The organism is Pseudomonas helleri, assembly GCF_009600315.1.
In the GTDB taxonomy this organism is placed as follows: domain Bacteria; phylum Pseudomonadota; class Gammaproteobacteria; order Pseudomonadales; family Pseudomonadaceae; genus Aquipseudomonas; species Aquipseudomonas helleri_A.
Genome location: NZ_WIWC01000002.1, coordinates 118,960 through 136,324 on the forward strand (window position 1 = coordinate 118,960; position 17,365 = coordinate 136,324).

15 protein-coding genes and 1 other RNA gene are annotated in these 17,365 nt (G+C 58.1%); all 16 read left to right on the forward strand.

Annotation, left to right across the window (positions count from 1 at the left end; genetic code table 11):
- Positions 1-89: 89 nt before the first annotated feature.
- Positions 90-944 (forward strand): 16S rRNA (cytidine(1402)-2'-O)-methyltransferase, encoded by an 855-nt coding sequence (gene rsmI / locus GHN86_RS01865; protein WP_153379035.1) that lies wholly within the window; start codon positions 90-92, stop codon positions 942-944.
- Between the two features lie 138 nt (positions 945-1,082).
- Positions 1,083-1,436, forward strand: an RNA gene (gene rnpB / locus GHN86_RS01870) — RNase P RNA component class A.
- A gap of 356 nt (positions 1,437-1,792) precedes the next feature.
- A complete protein-coding gene (gene mraZ, locus GHN86_RS01875) occupies positions 1,793-2,248 on the forward strand; it encodes a division/cell wall cluster transcriptional repressor MraZ (protein ID WP_323369945.1) in 456 nt (151 codons plus the stop codon).
- On the forward strand, positions 2,245-3,192 hold the full coding sequence (rsmH, locus tag GHN86_RS01880; protein WP_397462601.1) for a 16S rRNA (cytosine(1402)-N(4))-methyltransferase RsmH: 948 nt from the start codon (positions 2,245-2,247) through the stop codon (positions 3,190-3,192). Before mraZ ends, rsmH begins: the two co-directional genes overlap by 4 nt.
- Positions 3,189-3,482, forward strand: coding sequence for a cell division protein FtsL (ftsL, locus tag GHN86_RS01885; RefSeq protein WP_122785729.1), 294 nt, complete (start codon positions 3,189-3,191; stop codon positions 3,480-3,482). Before rsmH ends, ftsL begins: the two co-directional genes overlap by 4 nt.
- Positions 3,479-5,227 (forward strand): peptidoglycan D,D-transpeptidase FtsI family protein, encoded by a 1,749-nt coding sequence (locus GHN86_RS01890; protein WP_153379034.1) that lies wholly within the window; start codon positions 3,479-3,481, stop codon positions 5,225-5,227. The genes ftsL and GHN86_RS01890 overlap by 4 nt, the downstream gene beginning before the upstream one ends.
- Positions 5,227-6,690, forward strand: a complete 1,464-nt coding sequence (locus GHN86_RS01895) for a UDP-N-acetylmuramoyl-L-alanyl-D-glutamate--2,6-diaminopimelate ligase (RefSeq protein ID WP_153379033.1) — start codon at positions 5,227-5,229, stop codon at positions 6,688-6,690. The genes GHN86_RS01890 and GHN86_RS01895 overlap by 1 nt, the downstream gene beginning before the upstream one ends.
- Entirely contained in the window at positions 6,683-8,050 is a 1,368-nt protein-coding gene (locus GHN86_RS01900) for a UDP-N-acetylmuramoyl-tripeptide--D-alanyl-D-alanine ligase (RefSeq protein ID WP_153379032.1), read from the forward strand. The genes GHN86_RS01895 and GHN86_RS01900 overlap by 8 nt, the downstream gene beginning before the upstream one ends.
- Positions 8,050-9,132 (forward strand): phospho-N-acetylmuramoyl-pentapeptide-transferase, encoded by a 1,083-nt coding sequence (mraY, locus tag GHN86_RS01905; RefSeq protein WP_153379031.1) that lies wholly within the window; start codon positions 8,050-8,052, stop codon positions 9,130-9,132. The genes GHN86_RS01900 and mraY overlap by 1 nt, the downstream gene beginning before the upstream one ends.
- A gap of 5 nt (positions 9,133-9,137) precedes the next feature.
- Entirely contained in the window at positions 9,138-10,484 is a 1,347-nt protein-coding gene (gene murD, locus GHN86_RS01910) for a UDP-N-acetylmuramoyl-L-alanine--D-glutamate ligase (protein ID WP_323369327.1), read from the forward strand.
- The gene (gene ftsW, locus GHN86_RS01915) at positions 10,481-11,695 is read left to right on the forward strand and encodes a putative lipid II flippase FtsW (protein WP_146384221.1); all 1,215 of its coding nucleotides are present in this window, start codon (positions 10,481-10,483) and stop codon (positions 11,693-11,695) included. The genes murD and ftsW overlap by 4 nt, the downstream gene beginning before the upstream one ends.
- Positions 11,685-12,755, forward strand: a complete 1,071-nt coding sequence (murG, locus tag GHN86_RS01920; RefSeq protein WP_153379030.1) for an undecaprenyldiphospho-muramoylpentapeptide beta-N-acetylglucosaminyltransferase — start codon at positions 11,685-11,687, stop codon at positions 12,753-12,755. The genes ftsW and murG overlap by 11 nt, the downstream gene beginning before the upstream one ends.
- Positions 12,748-14,208 carry a UDP-N-acetylmuramate--L-alanine ligase gene (gene murC, locus GHN86_RS01925; protein ID WP_153379029.1) on the forward strand — a complete coding sequence of 487 codons (1,461 nt, stop codon included), beginning with the start codon at positions 12,748-12,750 and terminating at the stop codon, positions 14,206-14,208. The genes murG and murC overlap by 8 nt, the downstream gene beginning before the upstream one ends.
- The gene (locus GHN86_RS01930; protein WP_153379028.1) at positions 14,205-15,164 is read left to right on the forward strand and encodes a D-alanine--D-alanine ligase; all 960 of its coding nucleotides are present in this window, start codon (positions 14,205-14,207) and stop codon (positions 15,162-15,164) included. Before murC ends, GHN86_RS01930 begins: the two co-directional genes overlap by 4 nt.
- 4 nt (positions 15,165-15,168) lie before the next feature.
- Positions 15,169-16,035, forward strand: coding sequence for a cell division protein FtsQ/DivIB (locus GHN86_RS01935; RefSeq protein ID WP_153379027.1), 867 nt, complete (start codon positions 15,169-15,171; stop codon positions 16,033-16,035).
- Between the two features lie 15 nt (positions 16,036-16,050).
- A complete protein-coding gene (gene ftsA, locus GHN86_RS01940; RefSeq protein WP_153379026.1) occupies positions 16,051-17,310 on the forward strand; it encodes a cell division protein FtsA in 1,260 nt (419 codons plus the stop codon).
- The last annotated feature ends 55 nt before the right edge of the window (positions 17,311-17,365 follow it).

Consider the following 17,365-nt stretch of genomic DNA (forward strand, 5'->3'; position numbering starts at 1 on the left):
ATTCTGGAGGGTGCTTTCAAGAGGGGTCTAGGCGTTACAATGGCGCCTTTAACTCTCATGAGGTGTGCGTTTTGACTGCTCCAGGTGCAATGAATTCCGTTGTCGGCTCGCTTTATGTGGTGGCCACGCCCATCGGTAACCTGGACGACATCAGTGCGCGTGCGCTCAAAGTGTTGCGCGAGGTGTCGCTGATTGCGGCCGAAGACACGCGTCACTCCCTGCGTTTAATGCAGCATTTCGGTATTTCCACGCCGTTGGGCGCCTGCCACGAACATAACGAACGTGAAGAAGGCAGCCGGTTTATTCAGCGGTTGCTGGCCGGTGAAGACGTGGCCCTGATCTCCGATGCGGGCACGCCGCTGATTTCTGATCCCGGTTACCACCTGGTGCGTCAGGCGCGGGCCGCAGGCGTCAAGGTGGTTCCGGTGCCAGGGGCTTGCGCCTTGATTGCAGCCTTGTCTGCGGCAGGTTTGCCTTCAGACCGTTTTATCTTCGAAGGCTTTCTGCCAGCCAAGGCTGTTGGGCGCCGTTCGCGGCTGGAATTGTTGAAAGAAGAACCGCGCACTCTGATTTTCTATGAGGCGCCTCACCGTATTCTTGAGTGCCTGCAAGATCTGGAGCTGGTCTTTGGTCCCGAGCGTCCCGCGCTGCTGGCGCGTGAACTGACCAAAACCTTCGAGACGCTCAAGGGTTTGCCGCTGGCTGAGCTGCGGGCTTTCGTTGAAGGCGACAGCAATCAGCAGCGCGGGGAGTGCGTGGTTTTGGTGGCGGGCTGGACTGCACCTGAAACCGGTGAAGTGGTAAGCAGCGAGGCCATGCGGATTCTCGATCTGCTCCTTAAGGAAATGCCACTTAAGCGTGCCGCAGCCCTTGCCGCTGAAATAACGGGCGAACGCAAAAACGTTTTGTATCAAGTGGCGCTGGAAAAGCAAAAAGCCGAATAAGCGTGCTTTGGATAGTGGCTCTTTGATATTTGTTGGTTTGTTATTCTGCCGGCAAAAGGTTTGGCGACAGATGAATGTAGTGGCTATGTGGCTTTAGCGCTTGTTCTATACGCTCTGTACAGTTAACCTTTGCGCCGGAGAGTCGATTGGACAGTCGCTGCCCTCTATGAAAATTAGGGGGGGGAGGAAAGTCCGGGCTCCATAGGGCGAAGTGCCAGGTAATGCCTGGGAGGCGTGAGCCTACGGAAAGTGCCACAGAAAATAACCGCCTAAGCACTTCGGTGCCGGTAAGGGTGAAAAGGTGCGGTAAGAGCGCACCGCACGACTGGCAACAGTTCGTGGCTAGGTAAACCCCACTTGGAGCAAGACCAAATAGGGTCCCAAGGCGTGGCCCGCGCTGGGACCGGGTAGGTTGCTAAAGATGTCCAGTGATGGCCATCGTAGACGAATGACTGTTCACGACAGAACCCGGCTTACAGATCGACTCTCCACCTTTTTTCACCTGCTTGCGTCGCAAGCAGGTCGCTGGTTGAAACATTACGTTACATCCCCTCGAAATATTCGCAAGCAAACACAATGGTGTAATGCCAAAAAGTTCTTACTCCTAACAAACTACTTTAAGTTTGAAGTCTAGAGCCCTGAGTTTGCTGTGTATCGTCTGCTGAAAAATCCTTTCGCTAATTGCTGTGCGTCTATTTACTTCGTTAAATCTCCGTTATGTAAGGATTTTCCTTAGGGCATCTCCTTGACGGTGTGGTGGGCGCATTCCTATAGTGTGCGCAAGTGGAGAAAAGTGGCATAGAGTGGGTTTTTTCGACGTAAAACGCTAAAAAATGGAGTGACGCCTCGTGTTTCGCGGAGCTAACGCAATCAGTCTCGATGCCAAAGGTCGCCTCGCAATGCCGAGTCGATACCGTGACGAGCTGATTTCGAAGAGTTCCGGGCAACTGATCGTGACCATTGATGCAGTCGATCCCTGCTTATGTGTGTACCCGCTCGATGAGTGGGAACTGATAGAAACCAAGCTTCGTGCGTTGCCTTCGTTACGTGAAGAAAACCGTCGTTTGCAGCGCCTTTTGATTGGTAACGCCGTCGACCTTGAGCTCGATGGCAGTGGTCGTTTTCTGGTTCCACCACGGTTGCGCGAATATGCCAGGTTGGATAAGCGCGCGATGCTGGTTGGCCAGCTGAACAAGTTTCAACTGTGGGACGAGGATGCCTGGGAAGCTGTTTCTGCCGCTGACCTTGCAGCCATTCAACAACCGGGCGCTATGCCTGAAGAACTGCGTGATTTAATTCTGTGACTATAGATAGCGACTTCAACCACATCACCGTACTGCTCGACGAAGCCGTAGAGGCTCTCGCCGTACGTCCTGATGGATGCTATCTGGATGGCACCTTCGGTCGCGGCGGACATAGCCGCTTGATACTCCAGAAGCTTGGCCCTGAGGGGCGTCTCCTCGGGTTTGATAAAGATCCCCAAGCGATTGCCACCGGGCAAGCGCTAGCGGCCGAAGACGGCCGCTTTGTCATTGTGCAGCGCAGTTTTGCCGAGATGGGTTCTGAGGTCGCTGCGCGCGGTCTGGCGGGTAAGGTCAGCGGTGTACTGCTTGATCTTGGCGTGTCTTCGCCGCAGCTTGACGATCCTGAACGCGGCTTCAGCTTCATGAATGACGGCCCTTTGGATATGCGCATGGACCCGAGTCAAGGGATCAGCGCAGCCGAATTTGTGAACACGGCTTCCCATGAAGAAATCACCCGCGTATTCAAAGAATACGGCGAAGAGCGTTTCTCGGGCCGCATGGCTCGCGCAGTCGTTGAGCGCCGCGAAATCAAACCGTTCGAACGCACGGGTGATCTTGCTGAAGTGTTAAAAACGGCCAATCCGGCCTGGGAGAAGGGCAAGCACCCGGCGACCCGAACTTTTCAAGGGTTGCGTATTCACGTCAACAACGAGCTGGGTGATCTGGAGGCGGGTCTCGAAGCGGCGCTGGAGGCGCTCGAAGTGGGCGGTCGTCTGGTTGTAATCAGCTTCCATTCGCTTGAAGACCGTATCGTTAAGTTGTTCATGCGCAAACTGGTCAAGGGCGAGCCCGATAATTTGCCCCGCGGCCTGCCCGTACAGCACGTTGCCTTTATTCCCAAAATCAAGATCCACGGCAAGGCACAGACGGCTTCTGAAGCGGAGCTCAAAGCCAATCCGCGTTCGCGCAGCGCTGTTATGCGCGTCGCGGAGAAGCTTCGTTGAACAAGCTCTTCGCCAAGCCACTTCCCGGCGGAAGCTTTTTCATGTTGCTGCTATTTATTGGCGTGCTGGTCTCGGCCGTGGGCGTTTCTTACAGCGCTCACTGGAACCGGCAGTTGCTCAATACCCTGTACGGGGAGCTGAGCGTGCGTGACAAAGCGCAAGCTGAGTGGGGGCGTCTGATCCTTGAGCAAAGTACTTGGACGGCCCATAGCCGCATCGAAACACTGGCCAGCGAACAACTGAAAATGCACATTCCGGGCGCAGCGGAAGTGCGGATGGTGGCGCCATGATCAAACTCGAAGGCGCACTCTACCCGTGGCGTTTTCGCGTAGTGCTGGCATTGCTGGCACTGCTGGTAGGGGCTATTGCCTGCCAAATTGTGTACTTGCAGGTGATTGACCATGACTTCCTCAAAGGTCAGGGCGATGCTCGCAGCATGCGTCATATCCAGATTCCGGCGCACCGTGGCCTGATTACCGACCGTAATGGCGAGCCGCTGGCCGTGAGTACGCCGGTGACCACGTTGTGGGCCAATGCCAAGGAAATGCAGGTTGCCAAAGATCGCTGGCCAGCCTTGGCGCACGCGCTGGGTCAGGATCCGAAAGTACTGACTGCGCGTCTTGAACAGCAAGCCAACAAAGAGTTTATCTATCTGGTTCGGGGGCTGACGCCGGAGCAGGGTCAGGTGGTGCTCGATCTTAAAGTGCCGGGTGTTTACGGCATTGAAGAGTTTCGCCGTTTCTACCCTGCCGGCGAAGTCACCGCGCACATGGTCGGCTTTACCGATATTGACGATAAAGGTCGCGAAGGTGTCGAGTTGGCTTACGACGAATGGCTGGCCGGTGTTCCGGGTAAGCGACAAGTGATCAAGGACCGACGAGGGCGCTTGATCAAAGACATCCAAGTGACCAAAAACGCCAAGGCAGGGAAGACCTTGGCGTTGTCCATTGACCTGCGTCTGCAATATCTGGCCAACCGCGAGCTGCGCAATGCGCTGGTCGAGAACGGTGCAAAGGCGGGTAGCCTGGTGATTATGGATGTAAAGACCGGCGAGATTCTGGCCATGGTCAACCAACCCACTTACAACCCGAACAACCGCCGCAACCTGCAGCCGGCGATGATGCGTAACCGCGCCATGATCGACGTGTTTGAGCCGGGTTCGACCGTTAAACCCATTTCGATGAGCGCTGCGCTGGAAACCGGCCGCTGGAAACCCACCGACAAGGTTGAGGTGTATCCGGGCACGTTGCAGTTGGGCAAATACACCATTCGTGACGTATCGCGCACTGAAGGTCCGGTTCTCGATTTGACCGGCATCCTGATCAACTCCAGTAACGTGGGCATGAGTAAGGTTGCCTTCGATATCGGTGGGGAAGCGATCTTCCGGCAGATGGCCAAAATGGGCCTGGGGCAAGACACCGGTCTGGGTTTCCCCGGCGAGCGCGTCGGCAACCTGCCCAACTACCGCGAGTGGCGCAAGGCTGAAACGGCCACGCTGTCTTACGGCTACGGCGTGTCGGTAACGGCTATCCAACTGGTTCATGCGTTCTCGGCATTGGCCAACAACGGCAAGCTCGCGCCGTTGACCCTGCTCAAAACGGACAAGGACAAGCCTCTTGAAGGCACGCAAGTCATGCCGGAAAAAGTGGCCAAAACGCTACAGGGCATGCTCCAGGAAGTGATTGAAAACCCGCGTGGCGTCTGGCGTGCCAAGGTTCCTGCCTATCACGTCGGCGGAAAGTCCGGTACTGCGCGTAAAACCTCTTCAGGCGGCGTCAAAGGCTACGCCGTGAACTCATACCGCTCGCTGTTTGCCGGGTTTGGCCCGATGAGCGATCCGCGATACGCGATCGTTGTGGTCATTGATGAGCCCAGCAAAGCCGGTTACTTCGGTGGTCTGGTCTCGGCCCCGGTGTTCAGCAAAGTCATGTCCGGCACCCTGCGCTTGATGAACGTGACGCCGGACAATTTGCCGACGGCCGCTGAGCAACAAGCGGCCGCCGCCGCTGCCACAGCTAAAGGAGGGCGCGGTTAATGTCCCTGAGCCTGAACAAGATTTTCCCCCACGCAGGCCACGATCTGTTGATCCGTGAGTTGGCCCTTGACAGTCGCAATGTGCGCGCCGGTGATTTGTTCCTCGCGGTGCCTGGCGGCAAGCTCGATGGCCGTGCGCATATGACTGATGCGTTGCAACGTGGCGCAGCCGCGGTGGCCTATGAAGTGGAAGGTGCAGATGTGTTGCCGATCACGGCAGTGCCGCTGATTCCGGTCAAAGGCTTGGCCGCCCAGCTGTCGGATATCGCCGGACGCTTTTATGGCGAGCCGAGCCATCACCTGAATCTGGTGGGCGTCACGGGCACCAATGGCAAAACCAGCGTGACCCAATTGGTCGCACAAGCGCTTGACCTGCTGGGTCAGCATTGCGGCATCGTCGGCACTCTGGGCACTGGTTTTTATGGCGCGTTACACAGTGGCCGCCACACCACGCCGGACCCTATTTCGGTGCAAGCCATGCTGGCTGACCTGAAAAAGGCCGGCGCCAAAGCGGTTGCGATGGAAGTGTCGTCCCATGGGCTGGATCAGGGGCGCGTCAGTGCCTTGGCATTCGATGTCGCCGTACTGACCAACTTGTCCCGTGATCATCTGGATTACCACGGCACCATGGAGGCATACGCTGCTGCCAAGGCCAAGCTGTTCGCCTGGTCTGATCTGCGCTGCCGCGTGCTGAATCTGGACGATGGGTTCGGTCGCCAACTGGCCGCTGAAAAACACGATTCTCGCCTGATCAGCTACAGCCTTGAAGACAGCAGCGCTTACCTGTATTGCCGTGCAGCGACGTTTGATGACGAGGGCGTGCGCGCCACGTTGGTGACGCCGCAAGGTGAGCATCACCTGCGCAGCACCTTGCTCGGGCGTTTCAACCTAAGCAATGTGCTGGCGGCAGTCGGCGCCTTGATGGGGCTGGACTATCCGCTGGATGACATTCTCAAAGTGCTGCCCAAGCTCGAAGGCCCGGTGGGGCGCATGCAGCGTTTGGGCGGCGGCGACAAACCGCTGGTGGTGGTCGACTATGCCCATACCCCGGATGCACTGGAAAAAGTGCTGCTGGCCATGCGGCCACATGCCAAAGGCCAGTTGTTGTGCCTGTTCGGTTGCGGTGGCGACCGTGATCGCGGCAAGCGTCCGTTAATGGCCGAGGTGGTAGAGCGCTTGGCTGATGGCGTGTTGGTTACCGATGACAATCCGCGGACAGAAGCGCCTGCGCAAATTTTTGATGACATTCGAGCGGGCTTTGCTGCCCCCGATAACGTCACCTTCGTCGCCGGTCGAGGCGAGGCCATTGCCCGCCTTATTGGCAACGCTCGCGCGGAAGACGTGATTGTGTTGGCGGGCAAAGGTCATGAGGACTATCAGGAACTCAACGGCGTACGCTATGACTTCTCTGATCTGGTCGAAGCTCAAAAGGCGCTCGACGCTTGGGAGGCTCCACATGCTTAAGCCTCTGTTGTTGAGCGAAGTTGCCCAAGCGCTAGGCGGGCGTTTAATCGCCGCGGATAGCCGTTTCAACGGCGTCAGCATCGACAGCCGGGCCATCAGCAAAGGCCAGCTGTTTATCGCGCTGACCGGCCCGCGTTTCGACGGCCACCACTATTTGAATGAAGTAGCTGCCAAGGGTGCTGTTGCAGCGTTGGTTGAGCGCGAAGTGCCTGAGTCGACGTTGCCGCAGCTGTTGGTCAAAGATACCCGCGAAGCTCTGGGGCAACTGGGCGCGCTCAATCGCGCCGGTTATGACAAGCCTGTTGCGGCCATTACCGGTTCCAGCGGTAAAACCACCGTCAAAGAAATGCTCGCCTGCATTCTGCGCACGCGTGGCCCGGTGTTAGCCACTAAAGGCAATCTGAACAACGATCTGGGTGTGCCGCTCACGTTGCTCGAGCTGACCCTGGAACATACCGCTGCCGTTATCGAGCTGGGTGCATCGCGCCTCGGTGAAATTGCTTACACCGTCGCCATGACCAAGCCACACGTTGCCGTGCTCAACAATGCGGGCACGGCTCATGTCGGCGAGTTCGGCGGGCCAGACAAAATCGTTGAAGCCAAAGGCGAAATCATTGAAGGGTTGGACGCTGATGGTATCGCCGTTCTGAATCTGGATGACAAGGCTTTTAGTATTTGGAAGAACCGTGCGGCAGGTCGCAAAGTGCTCAGCTTTGCGTTGAGTAATCCCCAAGCCGATTTTCATGCGGGTGATCTGACGCGGGACGCAAGGGGCTGCCCCGGTTTCACACTGTACAGCCCGATGGGTGTCGAGCAGGTCCAACTTAACCTGCTGGGGACTCACAACGTGGCCAATGCTTTGGCCGCTGCGGCCGCCGCCCATGCGTTGGGTGTGTCCATGTTTGGCATCAAAACGGGCCTAGAAGCGGTACAACCGGTCAAAGGCCGTGCGGTCGCTCAAGTGACCGCTGCAGGCTTGCGAATTATTGATGACACTTACAACGCAAACCCCACCTCAATGTGCGCTGCCGTTGATATACTCGCCGCCTTTTCCGGCCGCACCGTCCTGGTGCTCGGAGATATTGGCGAGCTGGGTGAGTGGGCGGAGCAAGGACATCGTGAAGTAGGCGCTTATGCCGCCGACAAGGTTTCAGCGCTCTATGCGGTGGGACCGATGATGGCTCATGCCGTCTCTGAATTTGGACCACAGGCTCGTCATTTCGCCAATCAGGCTGACCTGATCATGGCGCTTCGCGCTGAGCACCAAACCAACACCACTATTTTGATCAAGGGCTCGCGCAGTGCAGCGATGGAAAACGTCGTTGCAGCTTTGTGCGGTTCCAGCGGGGAGAAACACTAATGCTGCTGCTGCTAGCGGAGTATCTGCAACAGTTCCATAAAGGCTTCGCGGTCTTCCAGTACCTGTCTCTGCGCGGGATTCTTGGCGTACTGACCGCGTTGTCGTTGTCGCTGTGCCTGGGGCCGTGGATGATCCGCACCCTGCAAAATCGCCAGATCGGCCAATCCGTTCGTAACGACGGCCCGCAATCACACTTGTCCAAGTCCGGTACGCCGACCATGGGTGGGGCGCTTATCCTGTCGGCGATCACAGTCAGCACCTTGTTGTGGGCTGATCTGAGCAACCGCTATGTCTGGGTCGTGATGATTGTGACCCTGCTATTCGGTGCCATTGGTTGGGTAGACGATTACCGCAAGGTGATCGAGAAAAACTCCCGCGGCCTCCCGAGCCGCTGGAAGTATTTCTGGCAGTCGGTTTTCGGTCTGGGCGCTGCCATTTTTCTCTATGCGACAGCGCCAAGTGCGGTCGAAACCACGCTGATTCTGCCGATCCTTAAAGACGCCAGCATCCCGCTGGGTATTGGCTTTGTGGTGCTGACCTACTTCGTCATTGTCGGTTCGAGCAATGCGGTCAACCTGACTGACGGCCTCGACGGGCTGGCGATCATGCCAACGGTGATGGTGGGCGGTGCGCTGGGTATCTTCTGCTACCTGTCAGGCAACGTAAAATTCGCCGATTATCTGCTGATTCCTTATGTACCGGGCGCGGGTGAGCTGATCGTGTTCTGTGGCGCTTTGATAGGCGCCGGCCTCGGTTTTCTTTGGTTCAACACTTACCCGGCGCAAGTCTTTATGGGCGACGTCGGCGCACTGGCGCTGGGTGCAGCACTGGGCACCATCGCCGTGATCGTGCGCCAGGAAATCGTGCTGTTCATCATGGGCGGTGTGTTCGTGATGGAAACCCTGTCTGTGGTGATCCAGGTCGCGTCCTTCAAGTTGACCGGCAAGCGGGTGTTCCGCATGGCGCCGATTCATCACCATTTTGAACTCAAGGGCTGGCCTGAGCCGCGCGTGATTGTCCGTTTCTGGATTATCACCGTGATCCTCGTGCTGGTCGGCCTTGCCACACTGAAGCTGAGGTAGAACCTGTGTCTCTGATTGCTTCTGACCACTTCCGCATTGTTGTCGGCCTCGGCAAGAGCGGCATGTCTGTGGTGCGCTTTTTGGCGCAGCAGGGCGTGTCGTTTGCGGTGGCTGACACCCGGGAAAATCCGCCGGAGCTGGCCACGCTGAGCCGTGACTACCCGCAAGTGGAAGTGCGTTGTGGCGAACTGGATGTCGACTTCCTGTGCCGCGCCGATGAACTCTACGTGAGTCCCGGCCTGGCCTTGGCGACACCGGCGCTGCAAGCGGCTGCCGCCCGTGGGGTGAAGCTGTCGGGTGATATCGATCTGTTCGCGCGTAACGCGAAAGCGCCCATCGTGGCAATCAGTGGTTCCAACGCCAAGAGCACCGTCACCACGCTGGTCGGCGAAATGGCAGCGGCTGCCGGTAAGCGCGTGGCGGTCGGCGGTAACCTGGGTACACCGGCGCTGGATCTGCTCAACGATGACATCGAACTGTACGTGATGGAGCTGTCGAGCTTTCAGCTCGAAACCACCAATCAGCTGGGCGCAGAAGTGGCCACGGTGCTGAATGTCAGCGAAGACCACATGGACCGTTACAGCGGCCTGCCCGCGTATCACTTGGCTAAACACCGGATTTTCCGCGGCGCCAAGCAGGTGGTGGTCAATCGTCAGGACGCGTTGACCCGTCCGCTGATGAGCGAAGGCCTGCCGTGCTGGACCTTCGGCCTGAGCGCTCCTGACTTCAAGGCGTTTGGCCTGCGTGAAGAGAACGGCGAAAAATACCTGGCCTTCGAATTTCAAAACCTGATGCCTGTGCGCGAATTGAAAGTGCGTGGCGCTCACAATCAGGCCAATGCTCTGGCCGCGCTGGCGCTAGGGCATGCCGTGGGTTTGCCGTTCGACGCCATGTTGAGCAGCTTGCGCAATTTTACCGGGCTTGAGCACCGCTGCCAGTGGGTACGTGAACTGGACGGTGTGAGTTATTACAACGACTCCAAGGCCACCAACGTGGGCGCTGCACTGGCCGCGATCGACGGTCTGGGGGCCGACATGGACGGCAAGCTGGTGCTGATCGCAGGTGGAGACGGCAAGGGCGCTGATTTCAGCGGCCTGCGCGACTCGGTGGCCAAGCACTGCCGTGCCGTGGTGCTGATGGGCCGAGATGCCGACCTGATCGCTGCCGCCGTGGGCGACGGTGTGCCGCGGGTACGCGCTGACTCGCTGGACGACGCTATTGTGCAAAGCCGCGAACTGGCGCAGTCGGGCGATGCTGTTTTGCTGTCGCCTGCCTGTGCCAGTTTCGACATGTTCAAGAACTACGAAGAGCGCGGCCAGCTGTTCGCTCGCGCTGTGGAGGCCTTGGCATGATCTTCGGCATTATCAAACCTTATCCTTCACCGCTGATCACGGGCCGTGGCATTGACCTCGACTTCCCGTTGCTCGCCGGTTGCCTGGCCTTGCTCGGGCTGGGCCTGGTGATGATTACCTCGGCTTCGTCCGAAGTGGCCGCCTTGCAGTCAGGCAACACGCTGTACCACATGATCCGCCACCTGTTTTATATCGTGCTCGGTCTGGGCGCCTGCGTGTTGACCATGATGGTGCCGATTGCGACCTGGCAACGTATGGGCTGGATGTTGCTGCTCGGAGCGTTCGGTTTGCTGGTGATGGTGTTGCTGCCGGGTATAGGCCGTGAGGTTAACGGCTCCATGCGCTGGATCGGTTTCAGCTTCTTCAACGTGCAACCCTCGGAAATCGCCAAAGTATTCGTGGTGATTTACCTCGCCGGTTATCTGGTGCGTCAGCAGAAGGAAGTTCGTGAAAGCTGGATGGGCTTCTTCAAGCCATTCATCGTGTTGCTGCCAATGGCTGGCCTGTTGCTGATGGAACCCGACTTCGGGGCCACCGTTGTGATGATGGGCGCTGCGGCGGCCATGCTGTTTTTAGGCGGTGTCGGTTTGTTCCGCTTTGCCCTGATGGTGGCACTTGCAGTGGGTGCGGTATTCGTACTGGTACAGGCCCAGCCTTATCGGATGGCGCGTTTGATCACCTTTACCGACCCGTGGTCCGATCAGTTCGGTTCCGGTTACCAGCTGACTCAAGCCCTGATCGCGTTTGGTCGCGGCGAGTGGTTTGGTGTCGGTCTGGGCAACAGCGTGCAGAAACAATTCTACCTGCCTGAAGCGCATACCGACTTCGTATTTTCGGTGCTGGCTGAAGAACTGGGCGTGGTGGGTTCGCTGTTGACCGTGGCGCTCTTCGTTTTTGTATGCGTGCGCGGCATGTACATCGGCCTGTGGGCTGAGCGGGCCAAACAATACTTCGCGGCCTACATGGCCTATGGCTTGTCGTTCCTGTGGATCGGCCAATTCCTGATCAACATCGGCGTGAACGTCGGGCTGTTGCCCACCAAGGGTCTGACCTTGCCATTTCTCAGTTATGGCGGCAGTTCGTTGGTGATTTGCTGTGTGTGCATGGGCTTGTTGCTGCGCATCGAATGGGAGAGTCGTACCCATTTGGGCAGTGAGGAAGCTGATTTCAAAGAAAGCGACTTCGCCGAGGAGCCGACCCATGGGCGCTAATGTGCTGATTATGGCCGGCGGTACCGGCGGGCACGTGTTCCCGGCACTGGCGTGTGCGCGTGAGTTCGAAGCCCGTGGTTACACCGTTCACTGGCTCGGAACACCGCGCGGTATTGAGAACGAGCTGGTAGAGCCAGCCGGTTTCAAACTGCACCTGATTAACGTCGCGGGCCTGCGCGGTAAAAGCAAACTGTCGCTGCTCAAAGCGCCGTTTGTGCTGCTCAAGGCCTTGTTTCAGGCGCGCAAAATCATTCGACAGCTCAAGCCAGTGTGTGTGCTGGGCTTTGGTGGCTATGTCACCGGCCCCGGTGGTCTGGCGGCAAAAACCTGTGGTGTGCCTGTGATCATTCACGAGCAGAACGCAGTCGCCGGCACGGCAAACCGTTTGCTGGTGCCCATGGCGAGCCGGGTGTGTGAAGCCTTCCCGCAAACCTTTACAGCAATGGACAAATTGCGCACCACCGGCAACCCGGTACGTGCCGAGCTGTTCACGCTGGCGCCACGTGCGGCCCTTGAAGGGCGCAAGGCGCGGTTGTTGGTACTGGGCGGGAGCCTGGGCGCCGAGCCGTTGAACAAGCTGTTGCCCGAAGCGCTGGCCAACGTGCCAGCTGCGGTCCGACCTGAAGTCTTTCACCAGGCCGGTAAACAGCACGATCAAATTACCGCCGAGCGCTATCAAGCGGTTGGCGTTGAGGCTGACGTTCAGCCGTTTATCAAAGACATGGCCCATGCTTATGGCTGGGCCGACCTGGTGGTTTGTCGCGCAGGCGCGCTGACCGTCAGTGAACTGGCTGCGGCCGGTCTGCCTTCGCTGTTGGTGCCATTGCCCCACGCGATTGACGACCATCAGAGCCGTAACGCCGACTTTTTGGCCCGCGAAGGCGCTGCCTTCCTGATGCCACAAGCGACAACTGGCGCAGCCGAACTGGCTGATCGCCTGACAGAGGTATTGATGCAACCGGAACGACTGAACAGCATGGCCAGCCATGCTCGCCGCCTGGCCAAACCTGATGCAACCCGTAACGTTGTCGATATCTGCCTGGAGGTGGCCAATGGTTGAGAATCAGAAAGCTATCCCGCAGCCCGAAATGCGCCGTATCCGTCATATTCACTTTGTCGGTATCGGCGGTGTAGGCATGTGCGGTATCGCCGAAGTATTGCTTAACCTGGGCTACCAGGTGTCAGGTTCCGACCTGAACGCATCCCCTGTGACTGAACGTCTTGAGTCGTTCGGCGCGAAGATTTTTATCGGCCATCTCGCTGAAAACGCTGCCCATGCCGATGTGCTGGTGGTGTCGAGCGCGGTTAACACCTCGAACCCGGAAGTCGCAAATGCACTGGAACGTCGTATTCCAGTGGTGCCTCGGGCCGAGATGCTGGCGGAGCTGATGCGCTATCGCCACGGCATTGCCGTTGCCGGTACGCATGGCAAAACCACCACCACCAGCCTGTTGGCGTCGGTCTTCGCGGCCGGTGGTCTGGACCCGACCTTTGTGATCGGTGGCCGGCTGAATGCAGCAGGCACTAATGCACAGTTGGGCACCAGCCGCTACTTGATCGCTGAAGCCGATGAAAGCGATGCCAGCTTCCTGCACTTGCAGCCGCTGGTTGCGGTCGTGACCAATATCGACGCCGACCATATGGCGACCTACGAAGGTGACTTCAACAAGCTGAAGAAAACCTTCGTCGAGTTCCTGCATAACCTGCCGTTCTACGGCTTGGCCGTGGTTTGCCTCGACGATCCAGTGGTGCGCGAAATCCTGCCATTGGTTAAACGACCGACCGTCACCTATGGCTTCAGCGAAGCGGCCGACGTGCGGGCGATCAATGTGCGCCAGCAAGGCATGCAAACCTTCTTCACCGTGCTGCGCCCTGATCGTGAGCCGCTGGACGTGTCGGTCAACATGCCGGGCAACCACAACGTATTGAACGCCCTGGCGACCATCTGCATCGCGTCCGATGAAGGCATTAGCGATGAAGCCATTGTTCAGGGCCTGTCACGCTTTGAAGGGGTGGGACGTCGTTTTCAAGTGTATGGCGAACTGCCGGTTGAAGGCGGCAGCGTGATGCTGGTGGACGACTACGGTCACCACCCGACCGAAGTGGCGGCCGTGATCAAGGCGGTGCGTGGTGGCTGGCCTGAGCGTCGTCTGGTGATGGTGTACCAGCCGCACCGTTTCAGTCGCACCCGCGACCTGTACGACGACTTTGTGCAGGTGCTGGCTGACGCCAATGTGCTGCTGTTGATGGAAGTCTATCCGGCCGGTGAAGAGCCGATTCCGGGGGCTGACAGCCGTCAGCTGTGCCACAGCATCCGCCAGCGCGGTCAGCTTGATCCTATCTATATCGAACGCGGCGTAGAGCTGGCGCCGATCGTCAAGCCGCTGCTGCGCGCGGGCGACATCCTGTTGTGCCAAGGGGCGGGCGATATTGGCCGTCTGGCACCGCAACTTATTAAAAGTCCGCTGTTTGCCGGTGCTGTTGTTGCAGCCAATGAAGGAAAGTTGAAATGACTGCTGCCTACGCCAACCTGTTCTCGACCATTGCCCCCGCCGACTTCGGCCGTGTGGCAGTGCTGTTCGGCGGCAAAAGCGCCGAGCGCGAGGTGTCGCTCAATTCAGGCAATGCCGTGCTTGCAGCGCTGCAAAGTGCGGGTGTCGATGCGTTCGGCATTGATGTAGGCGACGATTTCATCTCACGCATCACGCAAGAAAAAATCGACCGCGCCTTTATCATTCTTCACGGCCGTGGCGGTGAAGACGGCAGCATGCAAGGGCTGCTGGAGTGCCTAGGCATTCCTTATACCGGCAGCGGCATCCTCGCCTCGGCACTGGCCATGGACAAGCTGCGCACCAAACAGGTGTGGCACAGCCTGGGTATTCCGACCCCGCGTCACGCCGTTCTGGCCACTGAAGCCGATTGTATTTGCGCGGCGAAGGAACTGAGCTTCCCTTTGATCGTCAAACCGGCCCATGAAGGTTCAAGTATCGGTATGGCCAAAGTGAACAACGTTGATGAATTGATCAGCGCGTGGACCGAGGCCAGTAAGTACGACTCGCAAGTGTTGGTAGAGCAATGGATCACCGGTCCGGAGTTCACCATCGCCACCCTGCGTGACCAGGTGTTGCCACCGATTGCCCTGGGCACCCCGCATACGTTCTACGACTACGACGCCAAGTACGTGGCCAACGACACTCAGTACCGGGTGCCGTGCGGTCTTGATGAGGCCAAGGAAAAAGAACTGATGGACCTGACCGCCAAAGCCTGTGAGGCGATTGGTATTGCCGGGTGGGGCCGTCTGGACGTGATGCAGGATGCCCAGGGTCAGTTTTGGCTGCTGGAGGTCAACACTGCACCAGGTATGACCGATCACAGCCTGGTGCCGATGGCGGCCAAGGCTGCCGGTCTGGATTTCCAGCAACTGGTGTTGTCGATTCTGGCAGCCAGTGTTGAAGAGTCGCGAGGTTAAGACCATGCAAGGCGCATCGCTTCGTCATCAGCAACCTGTCCCCGGCCGCAAGCCGGTGCCACGGGGTGCCAGCCGAATGGTGGCTAAAGAGCCGATGTCGGGGCGTCTGCCGAAAGCCAATTTTGGCTTTTTGAAGGTTCTGTTTTGGCCGGTGTTGTTGGTGGTGTTGGGTTTTGGCACCTACGAAGGTGCGCAGCGATTGATGCCGTACGCGGACCGCCCGATCAACAACATCAACGTGCAGGGTGATTTGACGTATATCAGCCAGCAAGCCGTGCAGCAGCGCATTGCCCCTTACATGGCTGCCAGCTTCTTTACGGTCGACCTGGAAGGCATGCGTACCGAGCTTGAACAGATGCCGTGGATTGCCCATGCAGAAGTACGTCGCGTGTGGCCGGATCAGGTAGTTATCCGCCTTGAAGAGCAACTGCCGGTGGCCCGTTGGGGTGATGCGGCGTTGTTGAACAACCAGGGGCAGGCGTTTACCCCGCGTGAACTGGCCAATTACGAGCACCTGCCGCAGCTGTTTGGCCCTCAACGGGCCCAGCAGCAAGTGATGCAGCAGTATCAGGTGTTGAGCCAGATGCTGCGTCCGATGGGTTTTTCCATCGCCCGTCTGGAGCTGCGTGAGCGCGGTAGCTGGTTCCTGACCACCGGAGCTGGCAGTGCAGGGCCGGGTATCGAGCTGCTGTTGGGGCGCGATCACCTGGTAGAAAAAATGCGTCGATTCATAGCCATCTATGACAACACGCTTAAAGAACAGATTACGAACATAGCGCGCATTGATTTGCGTTACGCCAACGGATTGGCCGTCGGCTGGCGGGAACCTGTGGCACCCACGATAGCCCAACCCGCTGTCGCGAAGAATTGAGAAGAGGCAGGACCCATGGCAAACGTGCAAAGCGGAAAAATGATCGTCGGTCTCGATATCGGCACCTCCAAGGTGGTGGCGCTGGTGGGCGAGGTCGGTGAAGACGGCACGATCGAAATCGTCGGTATTGGCACGCATCCGTCCCGGGGCCTGAAAAAAGGCGTTGTGGTGAACATCGAGTCCACCGTGCAATCGATCCAGCGCGCCATCGAAGAAGCGCAGCTGATGGCCGGTTGCCGGATTCACTCGGCATTCGTCGGCGTTGCCGGTAGCCACATCCGCAGCCTGAACTCCCACGGCATCGTGGCGATCCGCGACCGTGAAGTCAGCTCGGCCGATCTGGAGCGCGTGCTCGACGCCGCACAGGCTGTCGCGATTCCTGCTGACCAGCGTGTATTGCACACCTTGGCGCAGGATTATGTGATCGATAATCAGGAAGGCGTGCGTGAGCCGCTGGGCATGTCGGGCGTGCGTCTGGAAGCCAAGGTGCACGTGGTGACCTGTGCCGTAAATGCTGCCCAGAACATCGAGAAGTGTGTACGCCGTTGTGGTCTTGAGGTTGATGACATCATCCTCGAGCAATTGGCCTCCGCTTACTCGGTACTCACCGATGACGAAAAAGAACTGGGCGTGTGCCTGGTCGACATCGGCGGCGGTACAACCGATATTGCGATCTTCACCGAAGGCGCGATCCGCCATACGGCAGTGATCCCGATTGCGGGTGATCAGGTGACCAACGACATCGCGATGGCGTTGCGTACCCCGACGCAGTACGCCGAAGAAATCAAAATCCGTTACGCCTGTGCACTGGCCAAATTGGCAGGTGCCGGTGAAACCATCAAGGTGCCGAGCGTGGGCGATCGTCCTCCACGCGAGCTGTCTCGTCAGGCCTTAGCCGAAGTGGTCGAGCCGCGTTACGACGAACTGTTCACCCTGATTCAGGCCGAGCTGCGTCGCAGCGGCTACGAAGACCTGATTCCGGCAGGCATCGTACTGACCGGCGGCACGTCGAAAATGGAAGGCGCTGTTGAACTGGCGGAAGAAATCTTCCACATGCCTGTGCGTCTGGGCGTTCCGCACAGCGCCAAAGGCTTGTCTGATGTTGTGCGCAATCCGATTTACTCCACCGCTGTGGGCTTGTTGCTGTACGGACTGCAAAAGCAGTCGGACGGTATTTCCATATCGGGTATCAGCAACCGCGACAACTACAGCAGTGATGAACAAAAAGCCCCTGTGTTCGAGCGCCTCAAGCGCTGGGTTCAGGGCAACTTTTAAAGCTTGAGCGGTAAAAGATTCAAAGCGGTAGAAGTAGGCGAAAAAAACTAGAGAA